Source organism: Bacillus sp. cl96 (assembly GCF_900100505.1).
Lineage (GTDB): Bacteria > Bacillota > Bacilli > Bacillales > Bacillaceae_G > Bacillus_A > Bacillus_A cereus.
The window spans coordinates 47,646-68,886 of record NZ_FNDM01000012.1 but is presented as its reverse complement, the minus strand read 5'-3'; the positions used below and the strand labels follow the sequence as shown (position 1 = coordinate 68,886).

Below are 21,241 nucleotides of genomic sequence, written 5' to 3'. Positions count from 1 at the left end.
TACTAAGGTAGTGTCTTTTTCTTTAGGAAACTTTTACATAGCAAAAAATCTTCTACTCGTTATATAATAGCTTTCGTGCAGTCGGCTAGATTTTCTTATGGAGAAAACCAAATTATAAAGGAGTAGAGGAGTGATACTTTGTTTCAAACGATAAAAAATGACTGGTTTTCTAATGTGAAAGGGGACGTGTTATCAGGAATTGTCGTTGCTTTAGCGTTAATCCCTGAAGCGATAGCCTTCTCTGTTATTGCAGGCGTGGATCCGACAGTTGGACTATACGCAGCCTTTTGTATTGCAGTTACCATTTCATTTGTTGGCGGAAGAACTGGAATGATTTCAGCTGCAACAGGTGCAATGGCATTATTAATGGTAACGCTTGTTAAAGATCATGGTTTGCAATATTTATTTGCTACAACAATATTAACAGGTATTGTCCAGATTGTTTTTGGCGTGTTCAAACTGAGCTCATTTATGAAGTTTGTTCCGAAATCTGTTATGAGTGGTTTTTTAAATTCACTTGGAATTTTAGTTTTTACAGCGCAATTGCCACATTTTAAAAATGCAACTTGGCAAATGTATGCACTCGTTGTATTAGGACTTGCAATTATATATTTATTTCCACGTATTACAACGGCTGTACCTTCTACGCTTATTTCAATTATTATTGTGACGAGTATTGCACTTATGAGCGGATTACAGTTGAAAACAGTAGGAGATATGGGAAGCCTGCCGAAAGAATTACCGTTCTTTAGTATTCCTGACGTGCCTTTTACACTTGAGACATTAGGGATTATTTTACCTTATGCAGTTATGCTTGCAATTATCGGTTTACTAGAATCATTATTAACAGCTTCAGTTTTAGATGATATGACGCATACGGAAAGTAATAAGCATAAAGAGGCACGCGGACAAGGGATCGCAAACATTGTTGCTGGTTTCTTCGGAGGAATGGCAGGTTGTGCAATGATCGGTCAATCTGTTATTAATATTAAATCAGGTGGACGAGGTCGCCTATCAACATTTGTAGCGGGCGGATTTTTAATCGTATTACTATTCGTTTTAGGAGATTATGTCGTTCATATTCCGATGGCAGCTTTAGTTGCGGTTATGATTATGGTTTCAATCGGAACTTTTGATTGGAATTCTGTAGCAACGATTCATAAAGTGCCAAAAGGAAACGCATTCGTCATGATCGTAACAGTCGTGGTCGTTCTTATCACTCATAATTTGGGATTAGGTGTAATTATCGGAACAGTAATTAGTGCGGTTTTATTTGCATTCAATATGGCAAAGATTCACGTGAAACATTTATATATTGAAAATAAGAAAATATACGAAATTCACGGTCAACTCTTCTTTGCATCTACAGCAGATTTTATAAATGCTTTTTCATTGGATGAAGGTATAAAAGAAATCGAAATGAACTTTACTCATGCGCACGTATGGGATGATTCGGCAGTGGCATCAATTGATAAAGTTATTATGAAATATGAACAAAGTGGCGTGAAAGTAAGTATAACAGGATTAAATGAACGTAGCTCAAAACTTGTTGCAAATTTAGCTACTTATAATAAAAGAATTGCTAGTTAAAAGCCTCCTTTTTAGGGGGCTTTATTATATAATACGAGTAGGATAACGAAAAGGGGATTCAGCATATGTACAAACAAATTATATTAGCATGTGACGGTTCTGAACATGCACTTCGAGCAGCGGAACATGCAACATATATTGCAAAATGTAGCGAAGAAACAAATGTTGAAGTTGTGTACGTAGTAGATAATAGAACGGCAAAATCAGATATTATACAAGGTCAAACAGATTTAGAAACAATATCAGCTAGTCGAAAAGATAAATTAAAAGAGATTGAAGGTTTATTAAAGAAAGAGAACATTTCTTATACAATTACGATATTACATGGTGATCCTGGAGATACAATTGTTCAATATGTGAATACAGGAGATATAGATCTTGTCATTGCTGGAAGTAGAGGGCTCAATACACTGCAAGAAATGGTGCTGGGAAGTGTAAGTCATAAAATAGCAAAGCGTGTGAAATGTCCAGTGATGATTGTAAAATGAAATAGAATGTAACGAAGATCTTAGTATAACTGAGGTCTTTTTTTATGTATAAATGACTCTTATCTGTGGAAATACTAGATATATAAGTTGAAAAGATGTTAACTTACAAATTTGTAAGTTAGTTGTTAGAGAAATCGATGTTATGAAATTTTTCCCATTGGTAAAATAAAAGTATCAAAGGGGAGATAGGGAGGATGGAAGCAATGAAATCATTTCAAAATTTGTCATATAGCCAAGGTGTCAGTCTTATTTGTTTAGGGGGATTTGCTGCATCTGTTACGTTAGCCGTTTTAATAAAGGTGTTTCATCAAATCTTTTAATCTTATAGTAGGGAAGGAATGGGTTGTTATCATTAGTAGGAACAGCAATGAAAATAAAAAATAGCTCTTAGCATGTATGTAAATGCTAAGAGCTATTTTTATGCTTGTTATATATTATTTAAGCTTGTTTTGATTTTACTGACCCTGTATTTAAAGTAAGAGCAAGGAAGAACATTGCAAGTACGCAAGATGCAAGTAATAAGATGAATCCGCCATCCCATCCGAATGCATCTACGATAAAGCCCATAGCTGCACTAGCGAAAGCTGCTCCGCCTAAGTAACCGAAGAATCCAGTTAAGCCTGCTGCAGTTCCAGCAGCTTTCTTTGGTGCTAAATCTAGAGCGTGTAGACCAATTAACATAACCGGTCCGTAAATTAAAAATCCAATTGCGACAAGTGCGATACTATCAACCATTGGATTACCAGGAGGGTTTAACCAGTAAACAAGAACTGCGATAAATACACCAACCATAAATAGAATACCAGCAGGTGCACGACGTCCTTTAAATAGTTTATCACTCATCCATCCGCAAAGAAGTGTACCTGGAATACCAGCCCATTCATATAGAGCGTAAGCAGTACGTGAGCTACTATGAGTAAAGCTTTTTTCTTCTACTAAATAAGTAGGAGCCCAGTCTACAACGCCGTAACGTACGAAATATACGAAAACGTTCGCAATAGCGATGTACCATAAAAACTTATTGTTTAATACGTATTTAAATAAAATTTCCTTTACTGAAAGTTCGCGTTCGCGATCTTTTACTTTTTCATCTGGTGGATATTCCCCAGTATGTTCTTCAATAGAAGGTAGTCCACAAGATTGAGGTGTATCTTTCATCGTAATTAATACATAAATACCAACTAAAATTGAAAGAATACCTGGGAAGTAAAAAATACTTTTCCAGTCATCTGCGAAGAAGTATAAGCCTAATGTTACAAGGGAAGGCATAAGCGCTCCGCCAACATTATGAGCGACGTTCCAAATAGACATTTTTGTACCACGTTCGCTAATAGAGAACCAGTGAACCATCGTACGACCACAAGGAGGCCATCCCATACCTTGTACCCATCCATTTAAAAACTGAAGTACAAACATAAGTATAATGCTCGTTGTAATGAAAGAAAATGAGCCGAAAATAATATTAATGATACCTGATAAAAATAGCCCAGCTGCTAAAAAGTAGCGAGGATTACAACGATCGGATACGATACCCATAAGAAATTTACTTAATCCGTAAGCAATAGAAACTGCTGAAAGGATAACCCCAAGTTCCCCTTTACTAAAGCCTTGCTCGATTAAGTATGGCATTGCTAGTGAAAAGTTTTTTCGAACAAAGTAGTAGCCTGCATAACCGATGAAGATACCTAAGAATACTTGTAAACGTAATTTACGGTATTCGCTATCAACGCGATCAGCTGGTAAGCGTTCCGCGTGGGGCGCAGGTTTAAATAATTGTGTAAAAAACATAAAATGAAAATCCTCCCCTAATTAATTCGAAGCGTTTTAAGACAGAGAATATAAAAAGGCCATGAAATATAAAAAAGTTTCCTTTTTTATGATTCATAGCCGTGTACTCCGTTTCTCCGTGACTGTCAATATTAACTTCGTCGAAAATTATACAACTTTGTGACAAAAATGTAAACGTTTTTATGAATAAAAGTATTGACGGATTTTGTTCGCGGGATTAATATTTAAATACGTTAAATATTTTATTGTTTAAATAAGAGGTGGATAACATGCCAAATGATATGACGCATATCGATAAAATTCAAGCTCTTGCCTTTTCGATTGGAAAGAAAATGCAGACGGAGTTATTAGAACAAATGCAAGCAACAGGACTTACACCACCGCAGTTTTATATTTTAAAGATTTTAGATCATTATGGGGCTTCAAGAGCGACAACATTAGCAAAAAAGATGTATGTGAAGCCTAGCGCAATTACAGTGATGATTGATCGTCTAATCGATCAAGAACTTGTAGAACGCTATCACGACAAAGATGACCGTCGTGTTGTCATCATCGAGTTAACGAAAAAGGGGAAAGCTAGAGTAGAAGAGGCAATGACAGCTCGCAACGAGCATATTGCAAAATACTTTTCACATTTAGAGTTGCAAGAAAGAGAAGATTTATTACGTCTCTTTGAGAAGTTAGAAACCATTATTTGCGGGACACAAGAGAAAAAAGAGAATAACTAAGAGGAATTGAGGAGATTACATGGAGCAACAAGAAAATCAAAATAGAAAGTTGTTGTTAATCGGTTTAGTAATCGCGATGCTATTTGCTGCATTAGATGGAACAATTGTTGGTACAGCAATGCCACGTATCGTCGGTGACCTAGGCGGATTAAGTTTAATGACATGGTTAACGACAGCTTATATGTTAACATCAACGACAGTTGTACCAATTGCAGGTAAATTAGCGGATTTACTTGGTCGTCGTAACGTATATATAACAGGGCTAGTTATTTTCATGATTGGTTCGGCGTTATGTGGTATGGCGAATGGTATGACAGAATTAATTATTTTCCGTGGTATTCAAGGTCTTGGTGGCGGTATTATGATGCCAATGGCTATGATTATTATTGGAGATATGTTCACGGGAAAAGAACGTGCGAAATGGCAAGGTATTTTTGGTGCGTTATACGGTCTTGCTTCTGTAATTGGACCGCAAGTTGGTGGTTGGATTGTAGATGCAGTGAACTGGAGATGGGTATTCTACATTAACTTACCGGTTGGTATTTTAGCAACAATCTTTATTGCAATGGGATTAAAATCACATAAACAAACAGGACCAATTAAAATTGATATCGCTGGAATCTTTACGATGATTCTAGGTGTTGTAAGTTTATTACTTGCGCTAACGTTTGGCGGAAAAGATTATGCATGGGATTCTTGGCAAATTATCGGTTTATTCGCACTAGCTGTAATTGGTATCGTTAGCTTTGTTATTGTTGAAACGAAAGCTGAAGAGCCGATTTTACCAATGCATTTCTTTAAAAATCGCACATTTACAATACTGAATGCGATTGGATTCTTTATGAGTATTGGAATGTTCGGCGCGATTATGTTCGTACCATTCTTCATGCAAGGTATTGTAGGAGTAAGTGCTGCTGAATCAGGAACAATTATGACTCCAATGATGATTACAATGATTGTAATGAGTATTATCGGTGGGCAACTTGTATTAAAAGTTGGTGTAAAACCACAAATTATCGCAGGTATGCTTATTATGGCCGGTGGTTTTTGGTTATTAACAACGATGGATATGCACACAACGAAGCTTACAGCTACTTCTTATATGATGGTTATCGGTTTAGGAATGGGTCTTGTAATGCCGACATTAACATTAGCGTTACAAGAAAGCTTCCCGAAAAAAGACCTTGGTGTCGTAACGTCATCAAGTCAGTTCTTCCGTCAAATTGGTGGAACATTTGGTATTACAATTTTAGGATCAATTATGAATAACACTTCAGGTACAACGTTAACAAATAAATTAGTACCTGTATTAGATACATTCCCGAAAGAAGCGGGACAAATGGTAACGAAATTTAAAGATATGATTCACACAGATCCACAAGGTTTATATTCGATGCTATTTAGCCCAGAGGCATTAAAACAAATGCCAGAAGCGTTTGCTAACAGCATTGTACCTATTTTGAAAAACTCTTTAGTAGACTCGCTTCATACTGTATTCTTAACAGGATTAGTATTTATCGTAGTAGGTGCCATCTTTACGATTTTCTTACAAAAAATTAAACTATCAGATCGTAAAAAAGATGCTGAAGAGCCTGCTGTTGAAGAAAAAGAAAAAACTGTATCATACTCGTAATGAAGAAGCATCGCCTTATGGCGGTGCTTTTTTGAGTATAACCTTAAAAGCTTTTTAGTGAGAAATGATTGACGTATTTTTAGAAATACGTTATATTATTTTCTGTAAACGGTTACATGAAATGAGGAGAAAAGAGAATGAGTACGATTAAAGACGTTGCGAAATTAGCGGGAGTATCTGTTGCGACCGTTTCCAGAGTTCTAAATAAAAATGGATATGTTCATGAAGATACATTAAAAAAGGTAGAGCGTGCAATAGAGATGTTAGATTATAAGCCTAGTACAGTAGCGCGTTCACTGTATAATAAAAAGTCTCGTTTAATTGGCTTAGTTGTTCCGAATATCGTGAATCCGTTCTTTCCAGAAGTTGCACGTGCCGTAGAAGATGTAGCACATAAACAAGGTTACACAGTTGTTCTTTGTAACTCTGATGAAAGTTTAGAAAAAGAGAAACAATACATTGATGTACTTAGACAAAATAATGTAGATGGATTTATTGTAGCAACGAATCCACAAAATAGTGTTAATTACATGAATTTATCTGTTCCGGTTGTTGCGATTGACCGTATGTTTAATGAGCGTATTCCTACTGTATATGCAGATAACTATGCAGGAAGTCAGGCTGCGACAAAGTTGTTACTAGATAAAGGATGTAAACATATTGCACATATTCGCGGACCACGTGATGTGAGTACTGCAAATGAACGTTTTGAAGGTTTTGTAGACGTTATTACGCAAAATAATCTTTCGTATATGATTGCGGAGAGTACGTTTGAGCCAGCAAATAGTGAGCGTGTAGCGATGGAATTATTAGAAGAATACCCGCATATTGATGGTATTGTTGCTGGGAATGATTTAATTGCGATTGGTATTGTAAAGGCTGCACTTCAAAAGGGGATTGCCATTCCAGATAATTTACAAATTATCGGATTTGATGGCATTTCTTTAACGGAAATGATGTATCCATCTATTACAACAGTTGCACAACCGATATATGAAATGGGGAAAATTGCAACAGAGTTGTTGTTAGAGCAAATGGAAGGGAATACATTAGAAGAGAAACACTATCGTTTGCCAATTGAAATTATAGAACGAAATACAACGAAGTAAGGAGATGAAACAGATGCCAAATATTGCAGTAGTAGGAAGCATTTCAATGGACTTAGTGGCTGTTTCAAAAAAACGGCCGAAAGCAGGAGAAACAGTAATTGGTGAAGCGTTTCATACAATCCCAGGAGGGAAAGGGGCAAACCAAGCAGTTGCTGCAGCTAGGTTAGGAGCAAATGTAGCAATGGTTGGAGCGGTAGGAAATGATGATTATGGAACAGTAGTTAGAAAAAATTTAGAGAACGAACGCATTTTTATCGATTATGTGGTACCGGTTACAGATAGAACGACAGGAATTGCTCATATCGTTTTAGCAGAAGAAGATAACAGTATTGTTGTCGTACAAGGGGCAAATGCTCTTGTAAATAAGTCAGTTGTAGATCGCTCCAAAGACCTTCTTGTAAAAGCGGATATGGTTGTTCTTCAACTAGAAATTCCACTTGAAACAGTAAAATATGTATTGGCTATTTGTGAGGAACATAATATTCCTGTTATGTTGAATCCAGCGCCAGCACAAGTTTTATCAGAAGAAATTTTAGAAAAAGCAACTTATATTACGCCAAATGAACATGAGTGCCGCATCGTATTAGATGATTTTACATCACCAATTGAAGATTTATTGGCGAAGTATCCAAATAAATTATTGATGACAGAAGGTTCTAACGGTGTTCGTTTCCATAATGGAACAGAGATTGTACATGTTCCTAGCATTGCTGTTGATGTAGTGGATACAACTGGAGCTGGTGATACATTTAATGGTGCGTTAGCAGTTGCACTTTCTGAAGGAGAGACACTTCAAAAAGCAATTCGTTTCGCGAATATTGCCGGTGGTCTTTCTGTAACGAAACTTGGGGCACAGGGCGGTATGCCAACGAGAGATCGAGTACGTGAAGTGCAGGTGATTGTTGGATGAAAAAGCATGGTGTATTAAACAGTGAAATCGCGGCAGTCCTTGCTTCACTTGGGCATACAGATACGGTTGTAATTGCTGATTGCGGTTTACCAATTCCTGACGGAGTAAAACGAATTGATTTAGCTGTTGAGATTGGAAAACCGAGTTTTTTAGAGGTGTTACAAGTTGTAGCTGATGATATGGCAATCGAAAAAGTGACGTTAGCAGAAGAAGTCATTATAAATAATGCGGAAGTAAATAAAGAGATCGAACAGAAATTAATAGAGCCAGCATTTGAGTATGTATCTCATGAACAATTTAAAGAGCATACAAAGAAAGCGAAGGCAATTATTCGTACAGGCGAGGCTACGCCTTATGCAAATGTAATTTTACATGCAGGCGTGATTTTTTAATAAAGGGAAGTGATGGGAATGCATATTGAAATGAAAAACATTTCAAAGGCGTTCAATGGCAATCCTGTTTTGAAGAATGCACAGTTTATGATTGAAACAGGAGAAGTCCATGCATTGATGGGGGAAAATGGAGCGGGTAAATCAACGCTCATGAAGATTTTAACAGGTGTATACAAAAAAGATGGTGGGACAATCAAGATTGATGGGCAAGAGCGCACCTTTAAAAATGCGAAAGAAGCTGAAGAGTACGGCATCGCATTTATACATCAAGAACTAAACATATTGCCGAATTTAACAGTAGCTGAAAATATGTTTCTCGGTAAAGAGTTAATGTATGGGAAAACAGGTATTTTACGCACTCGACAAATGAACGCGATTGCGCAGCAGCAACTAGCAGAGCTAGGGCTGCATGTAAGAGGCGCTATGTTAGCAGAGGAATTATCGGTTGGACAACAGCAAATTATCGAAATTGCGAAAGCATTAATGACAAACGCGAGCGTTATTATTATGGATGAACCTACTGCGGCACTGACGGATCGTGAAATCGAAACGCTCTTTACAGTAATCAATAAGTTACGTAAAGAAGGTGTTTCATTCGTGTACATTTCGCATCGTATGGAAGAGATTTTCTCAATATGTGATGCTATTACGATTTTGCGTGATGGAGAATACGTGGGAAAGAGATTAATTCCAGAAACATCATTTGATGAAGTAGTGAGTATGATGGTGGGGCGCAGCATTGGTGAACGTTACCCAGAGCGAAATAGTCAAATTGGTGATGTCATTTTTGAAATGCGTAATGGAACGAAGAAAGGGAAATTTGAAAATGTTTCGTTTCAAGTGAGGAAAGGTGAAATCCTTGGTGTAGCTGGTTTGATGGGGGCTGGTCGCACTGATATTATGAAAGCGATATTTGGTTATGAACCTTTAGACTCTGGACAAATTTTTATAAATGGACAAGAAGTAAAGATTGATAGTCCAATAGATGCAATTAGACAAAGAATTGCTTTCATTACAGAAGATAGAAAGTCTGAAGGATTAGTGTTAGATTTTTCAATTCGAGAAAATTTAGCTTTACCGAATTTAGAAAATCTTTCAAAGGGAAGTGTTCTAAGCAATGAGCTAGAACAACAGTTTACAGAGGATATGATGAAGCTTCTTAATGTGAAAGCATCTAGCGGGGAGCAGGCAGTGAAATCTCTTTCTGGTGGAAATCAGCAAAAGATTGTAATCGCAAAATGGCTAGGCATTCATCCGCAATTACTCATTTTAGATGAGCCAACAAGAGGTGTTGATGTTGGAGCGAAAAAAGAAATTTACTCTATTATGAATAAGCTTACAGAGCAAGGCGATGCCGTTATTATGGTATCATCTGAGCTTCCGGAAGTTTTAGGGATGAGTGATCGAGTTCTTGTTATTCATGAAGGAAAAGTCGGCGGAATTTTAGGGAAAGATGAGGCATCACAAGAGTCTATTATGGCACTAGCTACAGGGGGAGAGTAAGGATGGCTAAGAAGGGGAATGTATTACAACAACTCGGTTCTTTAATCGGTTTAGTATTAATTATCGTCGTAATTACAGCTTTAAATCCAGCGTTCATTGAAATTCCAAATTTATTTAATATACTGCGTCAAGTATCGATTAATGCGCTTATTGCATTTGGAATGACCTTCGTAATTTTAACAGGGGGTATTGACTTATCGGTAGGTTCTATTTTAGCATTATCAAGTGCACTTGTTGCTGGAATGATGGCAAGTGGCATGGATCCGTTCCTTGCAATGGCAGTTGGACTATTAGCAGGTCTTGTAATGGGAATTGTAAACGGTATCATCATTGCGAAAGGAAAAGTAGCTCCATTTATTGCAACTTTAGCAACAATGACTATTTTTCGTGGGTTGACGCTTGTTTATATGGACGGACGTCCGATCACTGGTCTTGGTGATCATTTAATGTTCCAAATGTTTGGCCGCGGTTATTTTCTTGGTATTCCGGTACCAGCTGTTACAATGATGATCGCTTTCGCAGTACTGTACTTCATTTTGAAGAAAACGACATTTGGTCGCCGTACATTTGCAATTGGTGGAAATGAAGAAGCAGCAGCACTATCAGGTATTAATGTTACGAGAATTAAAGTAATGATTTACGGTCTTTCCGGAATTTTGGCAGCGCTTGCAGGTATTGTCTTAACATCACGATTAGATTCTGCACAGCCGACTGCAGGTACTTCTTATGAATTAGATGCAATTGCAGCAGTTGTATTAGGTGGAACAAGTCTTTCTGGGGGAAGAGGATGGATTGTTGGTACATTCATCGGTGTACTTATTATTGGTGTACTAAATAACGGTTTAAATTTATTAGGTGTATCTTCTTTCTTCCAACAAGTTGTAAAAGGACTTGTAATCTTATTAGCTGTATTAATTGATCGTAGAAAAGAAGCGTAATGGAGGGACAGTTCATGAAGAAATGGTTACTTATACTCGTTGCATGTATTATGGTCATTACTGCTGGTTGTTCAATGGAACCGCCAGAATGGGCAAAGGATTCTAGCGATAAAGGTCGAAATAAAACTATTAAAGTTGGATTCTCTGTTTCAACTTTAAATAATCCCTTCTTTGTAACTTTGAAAAAGGGGGCAGAAAAGAAAGCGAAAGATAGTGGCATCGAATTGATTGCTGTTGATGCGCAAAATGATGCAGCAAAGCAAACGAACGATGTTGAAGATTTAATTCAAAAGGGTGTCGATGTAGTTGTTATTAATCCGACCGATTCAGATGCTGTTGCTTCAGCAGTAAGTGCAGCAAACGCAGCAAATGTTCCTGTTATTACAGTAGACCGCGTTGCGAATTCAGGTAAGGTTGTTTCTCACATTGCATCTAATAATATCGAAGGTGGTCAAATGGCTAGTGATTACATTCGTGAATTAGTCGGCGAAGGAGCAAACGTTGCTGAGTTAGAAGGAATCCCTGGATCGTCTGCTGCTCGTGAACGTGGGAAAGGATTCCATAACGTAGCTGATAAGTCTTTAAAAGTAGTTGCCAAACAAGCGGCTGATTTTGATAGAGCGAAAGGATTATCTGTTATGGAAAACATTTTGCAAGCAAATAGCGATATTAAAGCCGTGTTTGCTCATAACGACGAGATGGCATTAGGTGCACTTGAAGCATTGAAGTCTGCTGGAAAAACAGATGTAGTAGTTGTTGGATTTGATGCAACAGAAGATGCTGTGAAAGCGGTTAACGATGGGCGTATGGCTGCAACAGTCGCTCAAAAACCAGAATTAATCGGAGAGAAGGCGATGCAAACAGCAAAAGAGATAACACAAGGTAAAAAAGTGGACAAATCTATTCCGATTGAATTAGAGCTTATTAAGAAAAATAAATAAATATAAAATGAAAATTAGGAAGGAAGAACAACAAATGAAATTCTTTATTGATACAGCAAACATTAACGAAATTAAAGAGGCAAATGAATTAGGCGTATTAGCTGGAGTAACGACAAATCCATCACTTGTAGCAAAAGAAGGCGTAGATTTCCACGAGCGCATTCGTGAAATTTGCAACGTTGTAGAAGGACCTGTAAGTGCAGAAGTAATTAGCTTAGAAGCTGATAAAATGATTGAAGAAGGAAAAGAATTAGCGAAGATTGCTCCAAACGTTGTTGTAAAAGTTCCAATGACAACAGAAGGTTTAAAAGCAGTAAAAGCGTTCTCTGATTTAGGAATTCGTACAAACGTTACATTAGTATTCTCAGCAGTTCAAGCATTACTTGCTGCTCGTGCTGGTGCAACGTACGTTTCACCATTCTTAGGTCGTTTAGATGATATCGGTCATAACGGTATGGATTTAATTCGTCAAATCGCAGAAATCTTTGCAATTCATGGTATCGAAACAGAAATCATCGCAGCATCTGTACGTCACAGCGTTCACGTAACTGACGCAGCATTAAACGGTGCACATATTGCAACAATCCCAGCAAACGTAATTGCTTCATTAGTGAAGCACCCATTAACAGATCAAGGAATTGAGAAATTCTTAGCTGATTGGGAAAAAACACAAGAGAAATAATAGAAAAGTAAGAATCCTAGTTTAATTGACTAGGATTCTTTTTTATTTAAAAGAATTTTCATGCAATTTTGCATATTGTCTTTTAAATTTGTTATATAAGATATTTAATATATATCACATAACTCTTTATTTTTAATATTTCGACATAAAGTGAAACTTTAATCAGTGGGGGCTTTGTTCATCCCCCCACTGATTATTAATTGAACCAAGGGATAAAAAGATAGAGGGTCTGACCAGAAAACTGGAGGGCATGATTCTATAACAAAAAGCTTAATGTTTATAGAATTATGTCTTTTTATATAGGGAGGGTAGTAAACAGAGATTTGGACAAAATGCACCGATTTATCTGAATTTTAAGTTTTATAAAGGGGAGAAATGGAATGAGAAGAAAAGCACCATTTAAAGTGTTGTCATCATTAGCAATTGCGGCAATTATCGGATGTACATCTGTAATGAGTGCTCCGTTAGCATATGCAGAAACGGTAGCAAAAGAGAAAGATAGTGTATCTACAACACCAATTGATTACAATTTAATTCAAGAAGATCGTTTAGCGGAAGCTCTGAAAGAAAGAGGAACAATTAATCCAGCATCTTCTAAAGAAGAGACGAAAAAAGCTGTTGAGCAATATATTGAAAAGAAACAAGGAGATCAGGCGAATAAAGAAATTCTTCCAGATGCTCACTCACAAGAAACATCTGATTTCACAAAAAAAGTAAAAGAGAAAAAGATGGAAGAAAAGGAAAATGTAAAAAAGGCTGAAAAAAATGTTAGCCTTGAGCAAAAGCCAGAACCAAATAAAAAGCAATTGAATGGGCAAGTTCCAACTTCAAAAGCAAAGCAAGCTCCATATAAGGGATCTGTTCGATCGGATAAAGTATTAGTGTTACTCGTTGAATTTAGTGATTATAAACATAATAATATTGATCAAACACCAGGTTATATGTATTCGAAAGACTTTAGTAGAGAACATTATCAAAAGATGTTGTTCGGTAATGAGCCGTATACTTTATTTGATGGTTCAAAAGTAAAAACGTTTAAACAATACTATGAAGAGCAGTCTGGTGGTAGTTATACGACAGATGGATATGTAACGGAGTGGCTAACTGTTCCAGGAAAAGCATCTGATTATGGAGCTGATGGTAGCAGTGGTCACGATAATAAAGGTCCAAAGGGTGCACGTGATTTAGTGAAAGAAGCTTTGTATGCAGCTGCTGAGAAAGGACTAGATTTATCTCAGTTTGATCAATTTGATAGATATGATACAAACGGGGACGGGAATCAAAATGAACCTGACGGTGTAATTGATCATTTAATGGTAATCCATGCTGGTGTTGGTCAAGAAGCTGGTGGCGGTAAATTAGGTGATGATGCGATCTGGTCACATCGTTCAAAATTAGCAGTAGATCCAGTAGCGATTGAAGGTACGAAATCAAAGGTAGATTACTTTGGTGGTAAAGTAGCAGCACATGATTACACAATTGAACCAGAAGATGGAGCTGTAGGTGTGTTTGCACATGAATTTGGACATGATCTTGGATTACCAGATGAATATGACACGAAATATACTGGAAATGGTTCACCAGTCGAAGCTTGGTCATTAATGAGTGGAGGTAGTTGGACAGGGAAAATCGCAGGAACAGAGCCGACTAGTTTTTCACCACAAAATAAAGACTTCTTACAAAAGAATATGGGTGGCAACTGGGCAAAAATATTAGAAGTAGATTACGATAAAATTAAGAGTGGTGTGGGAGTTCCTACCTATATTGATCAAAGTGTTACGAAATCAAATCGTCCAGGCGTTGTACGTGTTAACTTACCAGGTAAAAGTGTTGAAACGATTAAACCGGAGTTTGGAAAGCATGCATATTATAGTACAAGAGGCGATGATATGCATACAACGTTAGAGACACCATTCTTTGATTTAACAAAGGGAACAAATGCAAAATTCGATTATAAAGCAAATTATGAGTTAGAAGCAGAGTGCGATTTCGTCGAAGTACATGCAGTAACAGAAGATGGAACGAAAACATTAATTGATAGACTTGGGGAAAAAGTAGTCCAAGGAGATAAAGATACAACAGATGGGAAATGGATTGATAAATCATATGATTTAAGTCAATTTAAAGGCAAAAAAGTGAAACTACAATTCGACTATATTACAGATCCGGCTGTAACATATAAAGGTTTTGCGATGGACAATGTAAATGTAACTGTTGATGGACAAGTTGTATTTTCTGATGATGCAGAAGGACAGTCTAAAATGAATTTAAATGGTTTTGTTGTTTCTGATGGGACAGAGAAGAAAGCTCATTATTACTACTTAGAGTGGAGAAATTATGCGGGATCAGATAATGGTTTAAAAGCAGGAAAAGGTCCAGTGTATAATACAGGTCTTGTCGTTTGGTATGCAGATGATAGTTTCAAAGATAACTGGGTTGGGGTGCATCCAGGTGAAGGATTCCTTGGTGTTGTAGATTCTCATCCAGAAGCGCTAGTTGGTAATTTAAACGGAAAACCAGCATACGGTAATACAGGCATGCAAATTGCAGATGCAGCATTTTCATTTGATAAAACACCAGCATGGAGTGTAAATTCATTAACACGTGGTCAGTTTAACTATTCTGGATTACAAGGTGTTACAACTTTTGATGATTCAAAAGTATATAGTAACAAGCAAATTGCAGACGCAGGAAGAAAAGTTCCAAACCTTGGACTTAAATTCCAAGTTGTTGGACAGGCAGAAGATAAATCGGCAGGCGCTGTTTGGATTAAACGTTAATAACATAAAAGCACATTCTTCATATGAAGAGTGTGCTTTTTAATTTGTACAGTAAGTTATTATTTTAGTTTATCCCGCATTAACGGTCAGTAAGATCCCCACCTCAAAATTCAGTGGAAGTAAAGAAGTTAGTTGGGAGATCAACTGCCCGTAAAAGCCCGATTGGTTCAACTAATAATCAGTGGGGAGGAACAAAACCCCCACTGATTAAAGTTTCACTTTATGTAATACAAGTGTTTATTCATGTGTACTGTATCAAATTATGTGGGGAAAGGAAATATTTCCGAGGAAATTGTCGAAGTATCGTCAGTATTTATAAACTTTCTGTTTAAAAGAAGAGATGTATTATTGCCTTTACGGCTCAATTTATTTACATTGTTATTTGGTTATACACAAAAGTAATATATTGGGCAAAAAGAGTTCTATTCGATAGGGCTCTTTGGTTTTGTATTTGATATACAAATATTAACCTCGATTGTTTGGAAATGTATCTTCTTGTTTAGCGTCAGTTGGACTTTAACTGCAGTTTTTGTTTTTCGTTTATATGAAGAGCGAGATGAGCCATTACCTTTTATATTTATATTAATTGGCATTATTCCAACGCTTCCATTGTATTATGGATTATATAAATATGCATTTTAAAAAAGACAACGATGGATTATCCCATCATTGTCTTTTTTACTTTACTTCTTACATAAATCATCCCAGCAAATGTTAATAAAAATGCTGTCCCGATAATGAAGCTGATGCTAGGTGATGCTCCGATTGCGCCGACTGTAAAGGAGCCAGCAACAACTCCTAATGAGAAGAAGGCATAAAATAATCCGAATGCCTTTCCGCGATTATCGTCTGTAGTATTTTCAACAAGTAAAGCGTTAATAGACGGAAAGAGGATTGCGAATCCAATTCCATAAATCATCATTACGATAAAGAGCATACCTTTTGTAGCAAATAATCCGAGTAAAGATAATGCGAATGCCATAACTGCAATTCCGATTAGCATTAGTTTCGAACGATTAAATCGATCATAAATACGATTTGTTGGAAGCAAGAAGAAGAGGATAGCAGTTATACCAAATACACTTAACATCATGCCTGTTGTAGATGCTTTAAGCGCTAATGCCTCAACTTTTACTGGTAACATATAAGTGACAATTCCTTGTGAAAACATTAATGTGAAAGCACCAATATATGCTTGTAATAACGGTTCTGATTTTAAAAGTTCAACCATATCTTCTTTGTTCATCATTTGTGTTCTTGATGTATCTTTTCTTGATACGTTATTTGGTAAGAAGAATAGAGATACGATCGTACCAAGAGCCATTAAAATAGAAATAGTAATGAAGACCCACTCTACGCCAGCTGTTGCTTTCATAATACCGCTGAAAGCAGGTCCTACGATTGCGGCTGTTCCAACAGCAGCACCAGATAGAGCCATTGCTTTTCCTTGTCTTTTTGCATTTGTTTGTTTTGATAAAAATGTAAAGGCAGCAGGAATTAAAAAGCCATCACTAAATCCATGCATAAAGCGCACAACTAATAGTTGTTCACCACTTTGAACAACGGTGTATAACAAGACTATGAAACTCGTAATTCCCATGCTTATATAAAGGATTTTTTTTGCACCAAATTTATCGACAGCGGCTCCAGCAATAATATTACCGATCATATTAGCGAATGAGTACATACCGACAACTAGCCCGATAATAAGAGGAGTTCCTCCAAGGCTTTGAGCGAAAGTACTCATAATAGGTAATTGTGAAAATGTATCTAAAAATGCCACGATAACGATAAAGTAAATAAAATATTTCAAGCGATATTCACCTCTCCTATGCTATTATGGCACAATGCTAATTTCACCTGCAATGAAATTGAATTAACAGATGTGGAAAAAAGTACAAAGTGACAAAATATTGAACGTTATTTGTAAAAAATTAGTGGGGATGTGATTGTTTTTTTGAAATATATGGATAGAAGTATTATAATAGAATTGTAAACTTCACCAGGTTAAGTATATACATAGAGAGGGATGTATAAAATGAAAGCACTACTTTGGCATAATCAACGTGATGTACGAGTAGAAGAAGTACCAGAACCAACAGTAAAACCAGGAACAGTGAAAATCAAAGTTAAATGGTGTGGTATTTGTGGGACAGACTTGCATGAATATTTAGCAGGGCCTATTTTTATTCCAACAGAAGAACATCCATTAACACATGTGAAAGCACCTGTTATTTTAGGTCATGAGTTTAGTGGTGAGGTAATAGAGATTGGTGAAGGAGTTACATCTCATAAAGTGGGAGACCGCGTTGTTGTAGAGCCAATTTATTCTTGTGGTAAATGTGAAGCTTGTAAACATGGACATTACAATGTTTGTGAACAACTTGTTTTCCACGGTCTTGGCGGAGAAGGCGGCGGTTTCTCTGAATATACAGTAGTACCAGAAGATATGGTTCATCACATTCCAGATGAAATGACGTATGAACAAGGTGCGCTTGTAGAACCAGCAGCAGTAGCAGTTCATGCAGTACGTCAAAGTAAATTAAAAGAAGGGGAAGCTGTAGCTGTATTTGGTTGCGGTCCAATTGGACTTCTTGTTATCCAAGCAGCTAAAGCAGCAGGAGCAACTCCTGTTATTGCAGTTGAACTTTCTAAAGAACGTCAAGAGTTAGCGAAATTAGCAGGTGCGGATTATGTATTAAATCCAGCAACTCAAGATGTGTTAGCTGAAATTCGTAACTTAACAAATGGTTTAGGTGTAAATGTTAGCTTTGAAGTAACAGGTGTTGAAGTTGTACTACGCCAAGCGATTGAAAGTACAAGCTTCGAAGGACAAACTGTAATTGTTAGTGTATGGGAAAAAGACGCAACAATTACTCCAAATAATTTAGTATTAAAAGAAAAAGAAGTTATTGGTATTTTAGGATACCGTCACATCTTCCCAGCCGTTATTAAATTAATTAGCTCTGGTCAAATTCAAGCAGAGAAATTAATTACGAAAAAAATTACAGTCGATCAAGTTGTTGAAGAAGGATTTGAAGCACTTGTAAAAGATAAAACACAAGTGAAAATTCTTGTTTCACCTAAATAAGATAGAATCGAATAGAGTAGCCCTTTTCTAGAAATAGAAGAGGGCTACTCTTTTTCTATACTGAAAGGTGATAGACTTTCCTTTGACTCAATGTATTTTTGTTTGGAAGGGAGAATCTAATGCTTTCATTTTTGTTAACTTTAAAGCGAATGTTAAGAGCCTGTTTACGAGCGTGGAAAGATAAAGAATTTCAAGTATTATTTGTATTAACAATTTTGACTTTAATATCGGGTACGATTTTTTATAGTACAGTTGAAGGATTACGTCCTATTGACGCTTTATATTTTAGTGTGGTCACGTTGACGACTGTCGGTGATGGGAATTTTAGTCCGCGAACTGATTTCGGAAAGATATTTACAATCTTATACATATTTATTGGGATTGGACTAGTGTTTGGATTTATTCATAAGTTAGCAGTTAATGTACAATTGCCAAGTATATTATCGAATAGAAAAAAAGAGTAAAGCATTCAGATGCTTTACTTTTTTTTTACATTAGTTTAGACAAGCCTTAATAATAGTTTATTAAAATGAAAGTGTATTCATTCATTATATTCACTGTGTATAAAGTTATAATGATATGAACATTTGCATATTTTAATTTATTGATAGAAATTTCATGAAAGGTGGGATATTCTAGTCATAGGTTAACCGGACGACATCATAGGATCCTAACAAAATGTTTACAATAATTCAATTATAAAATGGAGGATTTTATATGAAAAAGAAAGTACTTGCTTTAGCGGCAGCTATTACATTAGTTGCTCCATTACAAAGTGTTGCATTTGCTCATGAAAATGATGGGGGACAGAGATTTGGAGTTATTCCGCGCTGGTCTGCTGAAGATAAACATAAAGAAGGCGTGAATTCTCATTTATGGATTGTAAACCGTGCAATTGATATTATGTCTCGTAATACAACACTTGTAAAACAAGATCGAGTTGCACTATTAAATGAATGGCGTACGGAGTTAGAGAACGGTATTTATGCTGCTGACTATGAAAATCCTTATTATGATAATAGCACATTTGCTTCACATTTCTATGACCCTGACAATGGGAAAACTTATATTCCGTATGCAAAGCAAGCAAAGGAAACAGGAGCTAAATATTTTAAATTAGCTGGTGAGTCTTATAAAAATAAAGATATGAAACAAGCGTTCTTCTATTTAGGATTATCTCTTCATTATTTAGGGGATGTAAACCAACCGATGCATGCGGCAAACTTTACGAATCTATCGTATCCACAAGGATTCCATTCTAAATATGAAAACTTTGTAGATACGATAAAAGATAATTATAAAGTAACGGATGGAAATGGATATTGGAACTGGAAAGGTACGAATCCAGAAGATTGGATTCATGGAGCGGCAGTAGTTGCGAAACAAGATTACGCTGGCATTGTAAATGATAATACGAAAGATTGGTTCGTGAGAGCTGCTGTATCACAAGAATATGCAGATAAATGGCGCGCTGAAGTTACACCAATGACAGGTAAGCGTTTAATGGATGCACAACGTGTTACTGCTGGATATATTCAGCTTTGGTTTGATACGTACGGAAATCGTTAAGTATTTAAAAAAGGTCAAATCTCAGAATAGAGTATTTGGCCTTTTTATCACTATACAATACATGGAGGTATGAAACGTGAAAGGTAAATTGCTAAAAGGTGTACTTAGCTTAGGTGTTGGTTTAGGAGCTTTATATAGCGGAACGTCAGCTCAAGCAGAAGTGTCTACAAATCAAAATGATACATTAAAAGTGATGACGCATAATGTATATATGCTATCAACAAACTTATATCCGAACTGGGGACAAACTGAGCGTGCTGATTTAATCGGGGCGGCAGATTATATAAAGAATCAAGATGTAGTTATATTAAATGAAGTGTTTGATAATAGCGCTTCAGATCGTTTATTAGGGAATTTGAAGAAAGAATATCCAAATCAAACAGCAGTATTAGGTCGTAGTAGTGGAAGTGAATGGGATAAAACGTTAGGAAACTATTCATCTTCAACTCCTGAAGATGGTGGCGTTGCGATTGTGAGCAAATGGCCAATCGCTGAAAAGATTCAATATGTATTTGCAAAAGGATGCGGGCCAGATAATTTATCGAATAAAGGATTTGTATACACGAAAATTAAGAAAAATGATCGTTTCGTTCACGTGATTGGGACGCATTTGCAGGCTGAAGATAGTATGTGCGGAAAAACTTCACCAGCATCTGTACGTACGAACCAATTAAAAGAAATTCAAGATTTTATTAAAAATAAAAATATACCAAATAATGAGTATGTGTTAATTGGTGGTGATATGAACGTAAATAAGATAAATGCAGAGAACAATAATGATTCAGAGTATGCATCTATGTTTAAAACATTGAACGCTTCTGTACCATCTTATACTGGACATACAGCGACTTGGGATGCAACGACAAACAGTATTGCAAAATATAATTTCCCTGATAGTCCTGCCGAATATTTAGATTATATTATTGCAAGCAAAGACCATGCGAACCCATCGTATATAGAGAATAAGGTGTTACAGCCGAAATCTCCACAATGGACTGTTACATCATGGTTCCAAAAATATACGTATAATGATTACTCTGATCATTATCCAGTAGAGGCGACTATTTCTATGAAGTAGTTTCAAAAAGTTTCTTCGTAA

19 protein-coding genes and 1 pseudogene are annotated in these 21,241 nt (G+C 36.4%); 18 read left to right on the top strand and 2 right to left on the bottom strand.

Going from position 1 to position 21,241, the window contains the following annotated elements; genetic code table 11:
* Nucleotides 1-138 precede the first annotated feature (138 nt).
* The 3 genes from BLT20_RS22750 (at nt 139) to BLT20_RS22740 (ending at nt 2,398) form a co-directional block, all read left to right on the top strand.
* Entirely contained in the window at nt 139-1,590 is a 1,452-nt protein-coding gene (locus tag BLT20_RS22750) for a SulP family inorganic anion transporter (RefSeq protein WP_000487896.1), read from the top strand.
* A gap of 65 nt (nt 1,591-1,655) precedes the next feature.
* A complete protein-coding gene (locus BLT20_RS22745) occupies nt 1,656-2,078 on the top strand; it encodes a universal stress protein (RefSeq protein ID WP_000277999.1) in 423 nt (140 codons plus the stop codon).
* Nucleotides 2,079-2,281: 203 nt separating this feature from the next.
* Nucleotides 2,282-2,398 carry a DUF4027 family protein gene (locus BLT20_RS22740; RefSeq protein ID WP_000834733.1) on the top strand — a complete coding sequence of 39 codons (117 nt, stop codon included), beginning with the start codon at nt 2,282-2,284 and terminating at the stop codon, nt 2,396-2,398.
* Nucleotides 2,399-2,516: 118 nt separating this feature from the next.
* Here the strand turns inward: BLT20_RS22740 and glpT are convergent, their stop codons facing one another.
* Nucleotides 2,517-3,866, bottom strand: coding sequence for a glycerol-3-phosphate transporter (glpT, locus tag BLT20_RS22735; protein ID WP_000466385.1), 1,350 nt, complete (start codon nt 3,864-3,866; stop codon nt 2,517-2,519).
* 269 nt (nt 3,867-4,135) lie between these two features.
* Here glpT and BLT20_RS22730 point away from each other — a divergent pair, with 269 nt between their 5' ends.
* The 11 genes and pseudogenes from BLT20_RS22730 to BLT20_RS31140 form a co-directional block, all read left to right on the top strand.
* On the top strand, nt 4,136-4,594 hold the full coding sequence (locus BLT20_RS22730) for a MarR family winged helix-turn-helix transcriptional regulator (RefSeq protein WP_001132365.1): 459 nt from the start codon (nt 4,136-4,138) through the stop codon (nt 4,592-4,594).
* A gap of 19 nt (nt 4,595-4,613) precedes the next feature.
* Entirely contained in the window at nt 4,614-6,227 is a 1,614-nt protein-coding gene (locus BLT20_RS22725) for an MDR family MFS transporter (RefSeq protein ID WP_000437647.1), read from the top strand.
* A gap of 137 nt (nt 6,228-6,364) precedes the next feature.
* A complete protein-coding gene (gene rbsR / locus BLT20_RS22720) occupies nt 6,365-7,336 on the top strand; it encodes a ribose operon transcriptional repressor RbsR (protein WP_000104052.1) in 972 nt (323 codons plus the stop codon).
* 13 nt (nt 7,337-7,349) lie between these two features.
* Complete coding sequence (rbsK, locus tag BLT20_RS22715) at nt 7,350-8,246, top strand: ribokinase (RefSeq protein ID WP_001132865.1); 897 nt, start codon at nt 7,350-7,352, stop codon at nt 8,244-8,246.
* Nucleotides 8,243-8,638 (top strand): D-ribose pyranase, encoded by a 396-nt coding sequence (gene rbsD, locus BLT20_RS22710; protein ID WP_000716151.1) that lies wholly within the window; start codon nt 8,243-8,245, stop codon nt 8,636-8,638. The genes rbsK and rbsD overlap by 4 nt, the downstream gene beginning before the upstream one ends.
* Before the next feature lie 18 nt (nt 8,639-8,656).
* Nucleotides 8,657-10,141 (top strand): ribose ABC transporter ATP-binding protein RbsA, encoded by a 1,485-nt coding sequence (gene rbsA, locus BLT20_RS22705; RefSeq protein ID WP_000546778.1) that lies wholly within the window; start codon nt 8,657-8,659, stop codon nt 10,139-10,141.
* A 2-nt stretch (nt 10,142-10,143) separates the two neighbouring features.
* On the top strand, nt 10,144-11,079 hold the full coding sequence (rbsC, locus tag BLT20_RS22700; protein ID WP_001074641.1) for an ABC transporter permease subunit: 936 nt from the start codon (nt 10,144-10,146) through the stop codon (nt 11,077-11,079).
* 14 nt (nt 11,080-11,093) lie between these two features.
* On the top strand, nt 11,094-12,020 hold the full coding sequence (gene rbsB, locus BLT20_RS22695; RefSeq protein WP_000758976.1) for a ribose ABC transporter substrate-binding protein RbsB: 927 nt from the start codon (nt 11,094-11,096) through the stop codon (nt 12,018-12,020).
* 34 nt (nt 12,021-12,054) lie between these two features.
* Nucleotides 12,055-12,702, top strand: coding sequence for a fructose-6-phosphate aldolase (gene fsa / locus BLT20_RS22690; protein ID WP_000667670.1), 648 nt, complete (start codon nt 12,055-12,057; stop codon nt 12,700-12,702).
* A gap of 380 nt (nt 12,703-13,082) precedes the next feature.
* Complete coding sequence (inhA2, locus tag BLT20_RS22685) at nt 13,083-15,482, top strand: M6 family metalloprotease immune inhibitor InhA2 (protein ID WP_001252988.1); 2,400 nt, start codon at nt 13,083-13,085, stop codon at nt 15,480-15,482.
* Nucleotides 15,483-15,911: 429 nt separating this feature from the next.
* Nucleotides 15,912-16,124, top strand: a pseudogene (locus BLT20_RS31140) (hypothetical protein); the annotation flags it as partial.
* Nucleotides 16,125-16,140: 16 nt separating this feature from the next.
* On the opposite strand, the gene BLT20_RS22675 reads toward BLT20_RS31140, so the two are convergent.
* Nucleotides 16,141-17,295 (bottom strand): MFS transporter, encoded by a 1,155-nt coding sequence (locus BLT20_RS22675; RefSeq protein ID WP_000873271.1) that lies wholly within the window; start codon nt 17,293-17,295, stop codon nt 16,141-16,143.
* Nucleotides 17,296-17,520: 225 nt separating this feature from the next.
* On the opposite strand from BLT20_RS22675, the gene bdhA reads away from it, so the two are divergent.
* The 4 genes from bdhA to sph all read left to right on the top strand — a co-directional run bounded on the left by bdhA (nt 17,521) and on the right by sph (nt 21,220).
* On the top strand, nt 17,521-18,573 hold the full coding sequence (gene bdhA / locus BLT20_RS22670; protein WP_000645827.1) for a (R,R)-butanediol dehydrogenase: 1,053 nt from the start codon (nt 17,521-17,523) through the stop codon (nt 18,571-18,573).
* A gap of 119 nt (nt 18,574-18,692) precedes the next feature.
* Nucleotides 18,693-19,037, top strand: a complete 345-nt coding sequence (locus BLT20_RS22665) for a potassium channel family protein (RefSeq protein WP_000948211.1) — start codon at nt 18,693-18,695, stop codon at nt 19,035-19,037.
* Nucleotides 19,038-19,290: 253 nt separating this feature from the next.
* A complete protein-coding gene (gene cerA / locus BLT20_RS22660; RefSeq protein WP_000730997.1) occupies nt 19,291-20,142 on the top strand; it encodes a phospholipase CerA in 852 nt (283 codons plus the stop codon).
* 76 nt (nt 20,143-20,218) lie between these two features.
* Nucleotides 20,219-21,220, top strand: coding sequence for a sphingomyelinase C (sph, locus tag BLT20_RS22655; protein WP_000676803.1), 1,002 nt, complete (start codon nt 20,219-20,221; stop codon nt 21,218-21,220).
* Nucleotides 21,221-21,241 lie beyond the last annotated feature (21 nt).

Coding starts and splice junctions, on each gene's coding strand:
- BLT20_RS22745 (WP_000277999.1), top strand. CDS start 1,656: ATGTACAAACAAATTATATTAGCATGTGACGGTTCTGAACATGCACTT.
- BLT20_RS22740 (WP_000834733.1), top strand. CDS start 2,282: ATGAAATCATTTCAAAATTTGTCATATAGCCAAGGTGTCAGTCTTATT.
- glpT (WP_000466385.1), bottom strand. CDS start 3,866: ATGTTTTTTACACAATTATTTAAACCTGCGCCCCACGCGGAACGCTTA.
- BLT20_RS22730 (WP_001132365.1), top strand. CDS start 4,136: ATGCCAAATGATATGACGCATATCGATAAAATTCAAGCTCTTGCCTTT.
- BLT20_RS22725 (WP_000437647.1), top strand. CDS start 4,614: ATGGAGCAACAAGAAAATCAAAATAGAAAGTTGTTGTTAATCGGTTTA.
- rbsR (WP_000104052.1), top strand. CDS start 6,365: ATGAGTACGATTAAAGACGTTGCGAAATTAGCGGGAGTATCTGTTGCG.
- rbsK (WP_001132865.1), top strand. CDS start 7,350: ATGCCAAATATTGCAGTAGTAGGAAGCATTTCAATGGACTTAGTGGCT.
- rbsD (WP_000716151.1), top strand. CDS start 8,243: ATGAAAAAGCATGGTGTATTAAACAGTGAAATCGCGGCAGTCCTTGCT.
- rbsA (WP_000546778.1), top strand. CDS start 8,657: ATGCATATTGAAATGAAAAACATTTCAAAGGCGTTCAATGGCAATCCT.
- rbsC (WP_001074641.1), top strand. CDS start 10,144: ATGGCTAAGAAGGGGAATGTATTACAACAACTCGGTTCTTTAATCGGT.
- rbsB (WP_000758976.1), top strand. CDS start 11,094: ATGAAGAAATGGTTACTTATACTCGTTGCATGTATTATGGTCATTACT.
- fsa (WP_000667670.1), top strand. CDS start 12,055: ATGAAATTCTTTATTGATACAGCAAACATTAACGAAATTAAAGAGGCA.
- inhA2 (WP_001252988.1), top strand. CDS start 13,083: ATGAGAAGAAAAGCACCATTTAAAGTGTTGTCATCATTAGCAATTGCG.
- bdhA (WP_000645827.1), top strand. CDS start 17,521: ATGAAAGCACTACTTTGGCATAATCAACGTGATGTACGAGTAGAAGAA.
- BLT20_RS22665 (WP_000948211.1), top strand. CDS start 18,693: ATGCTTTCATTTTTGTTAACTTTAAAGCGAATGTTAAGAGCCTGTTTA.
- cerA (WP_000730997.1), top strand. CDS start 19,291: ATGAAAAAGAAAGTACTTGCTTTAGCGGCAGCTATTACATTAGTTGCT.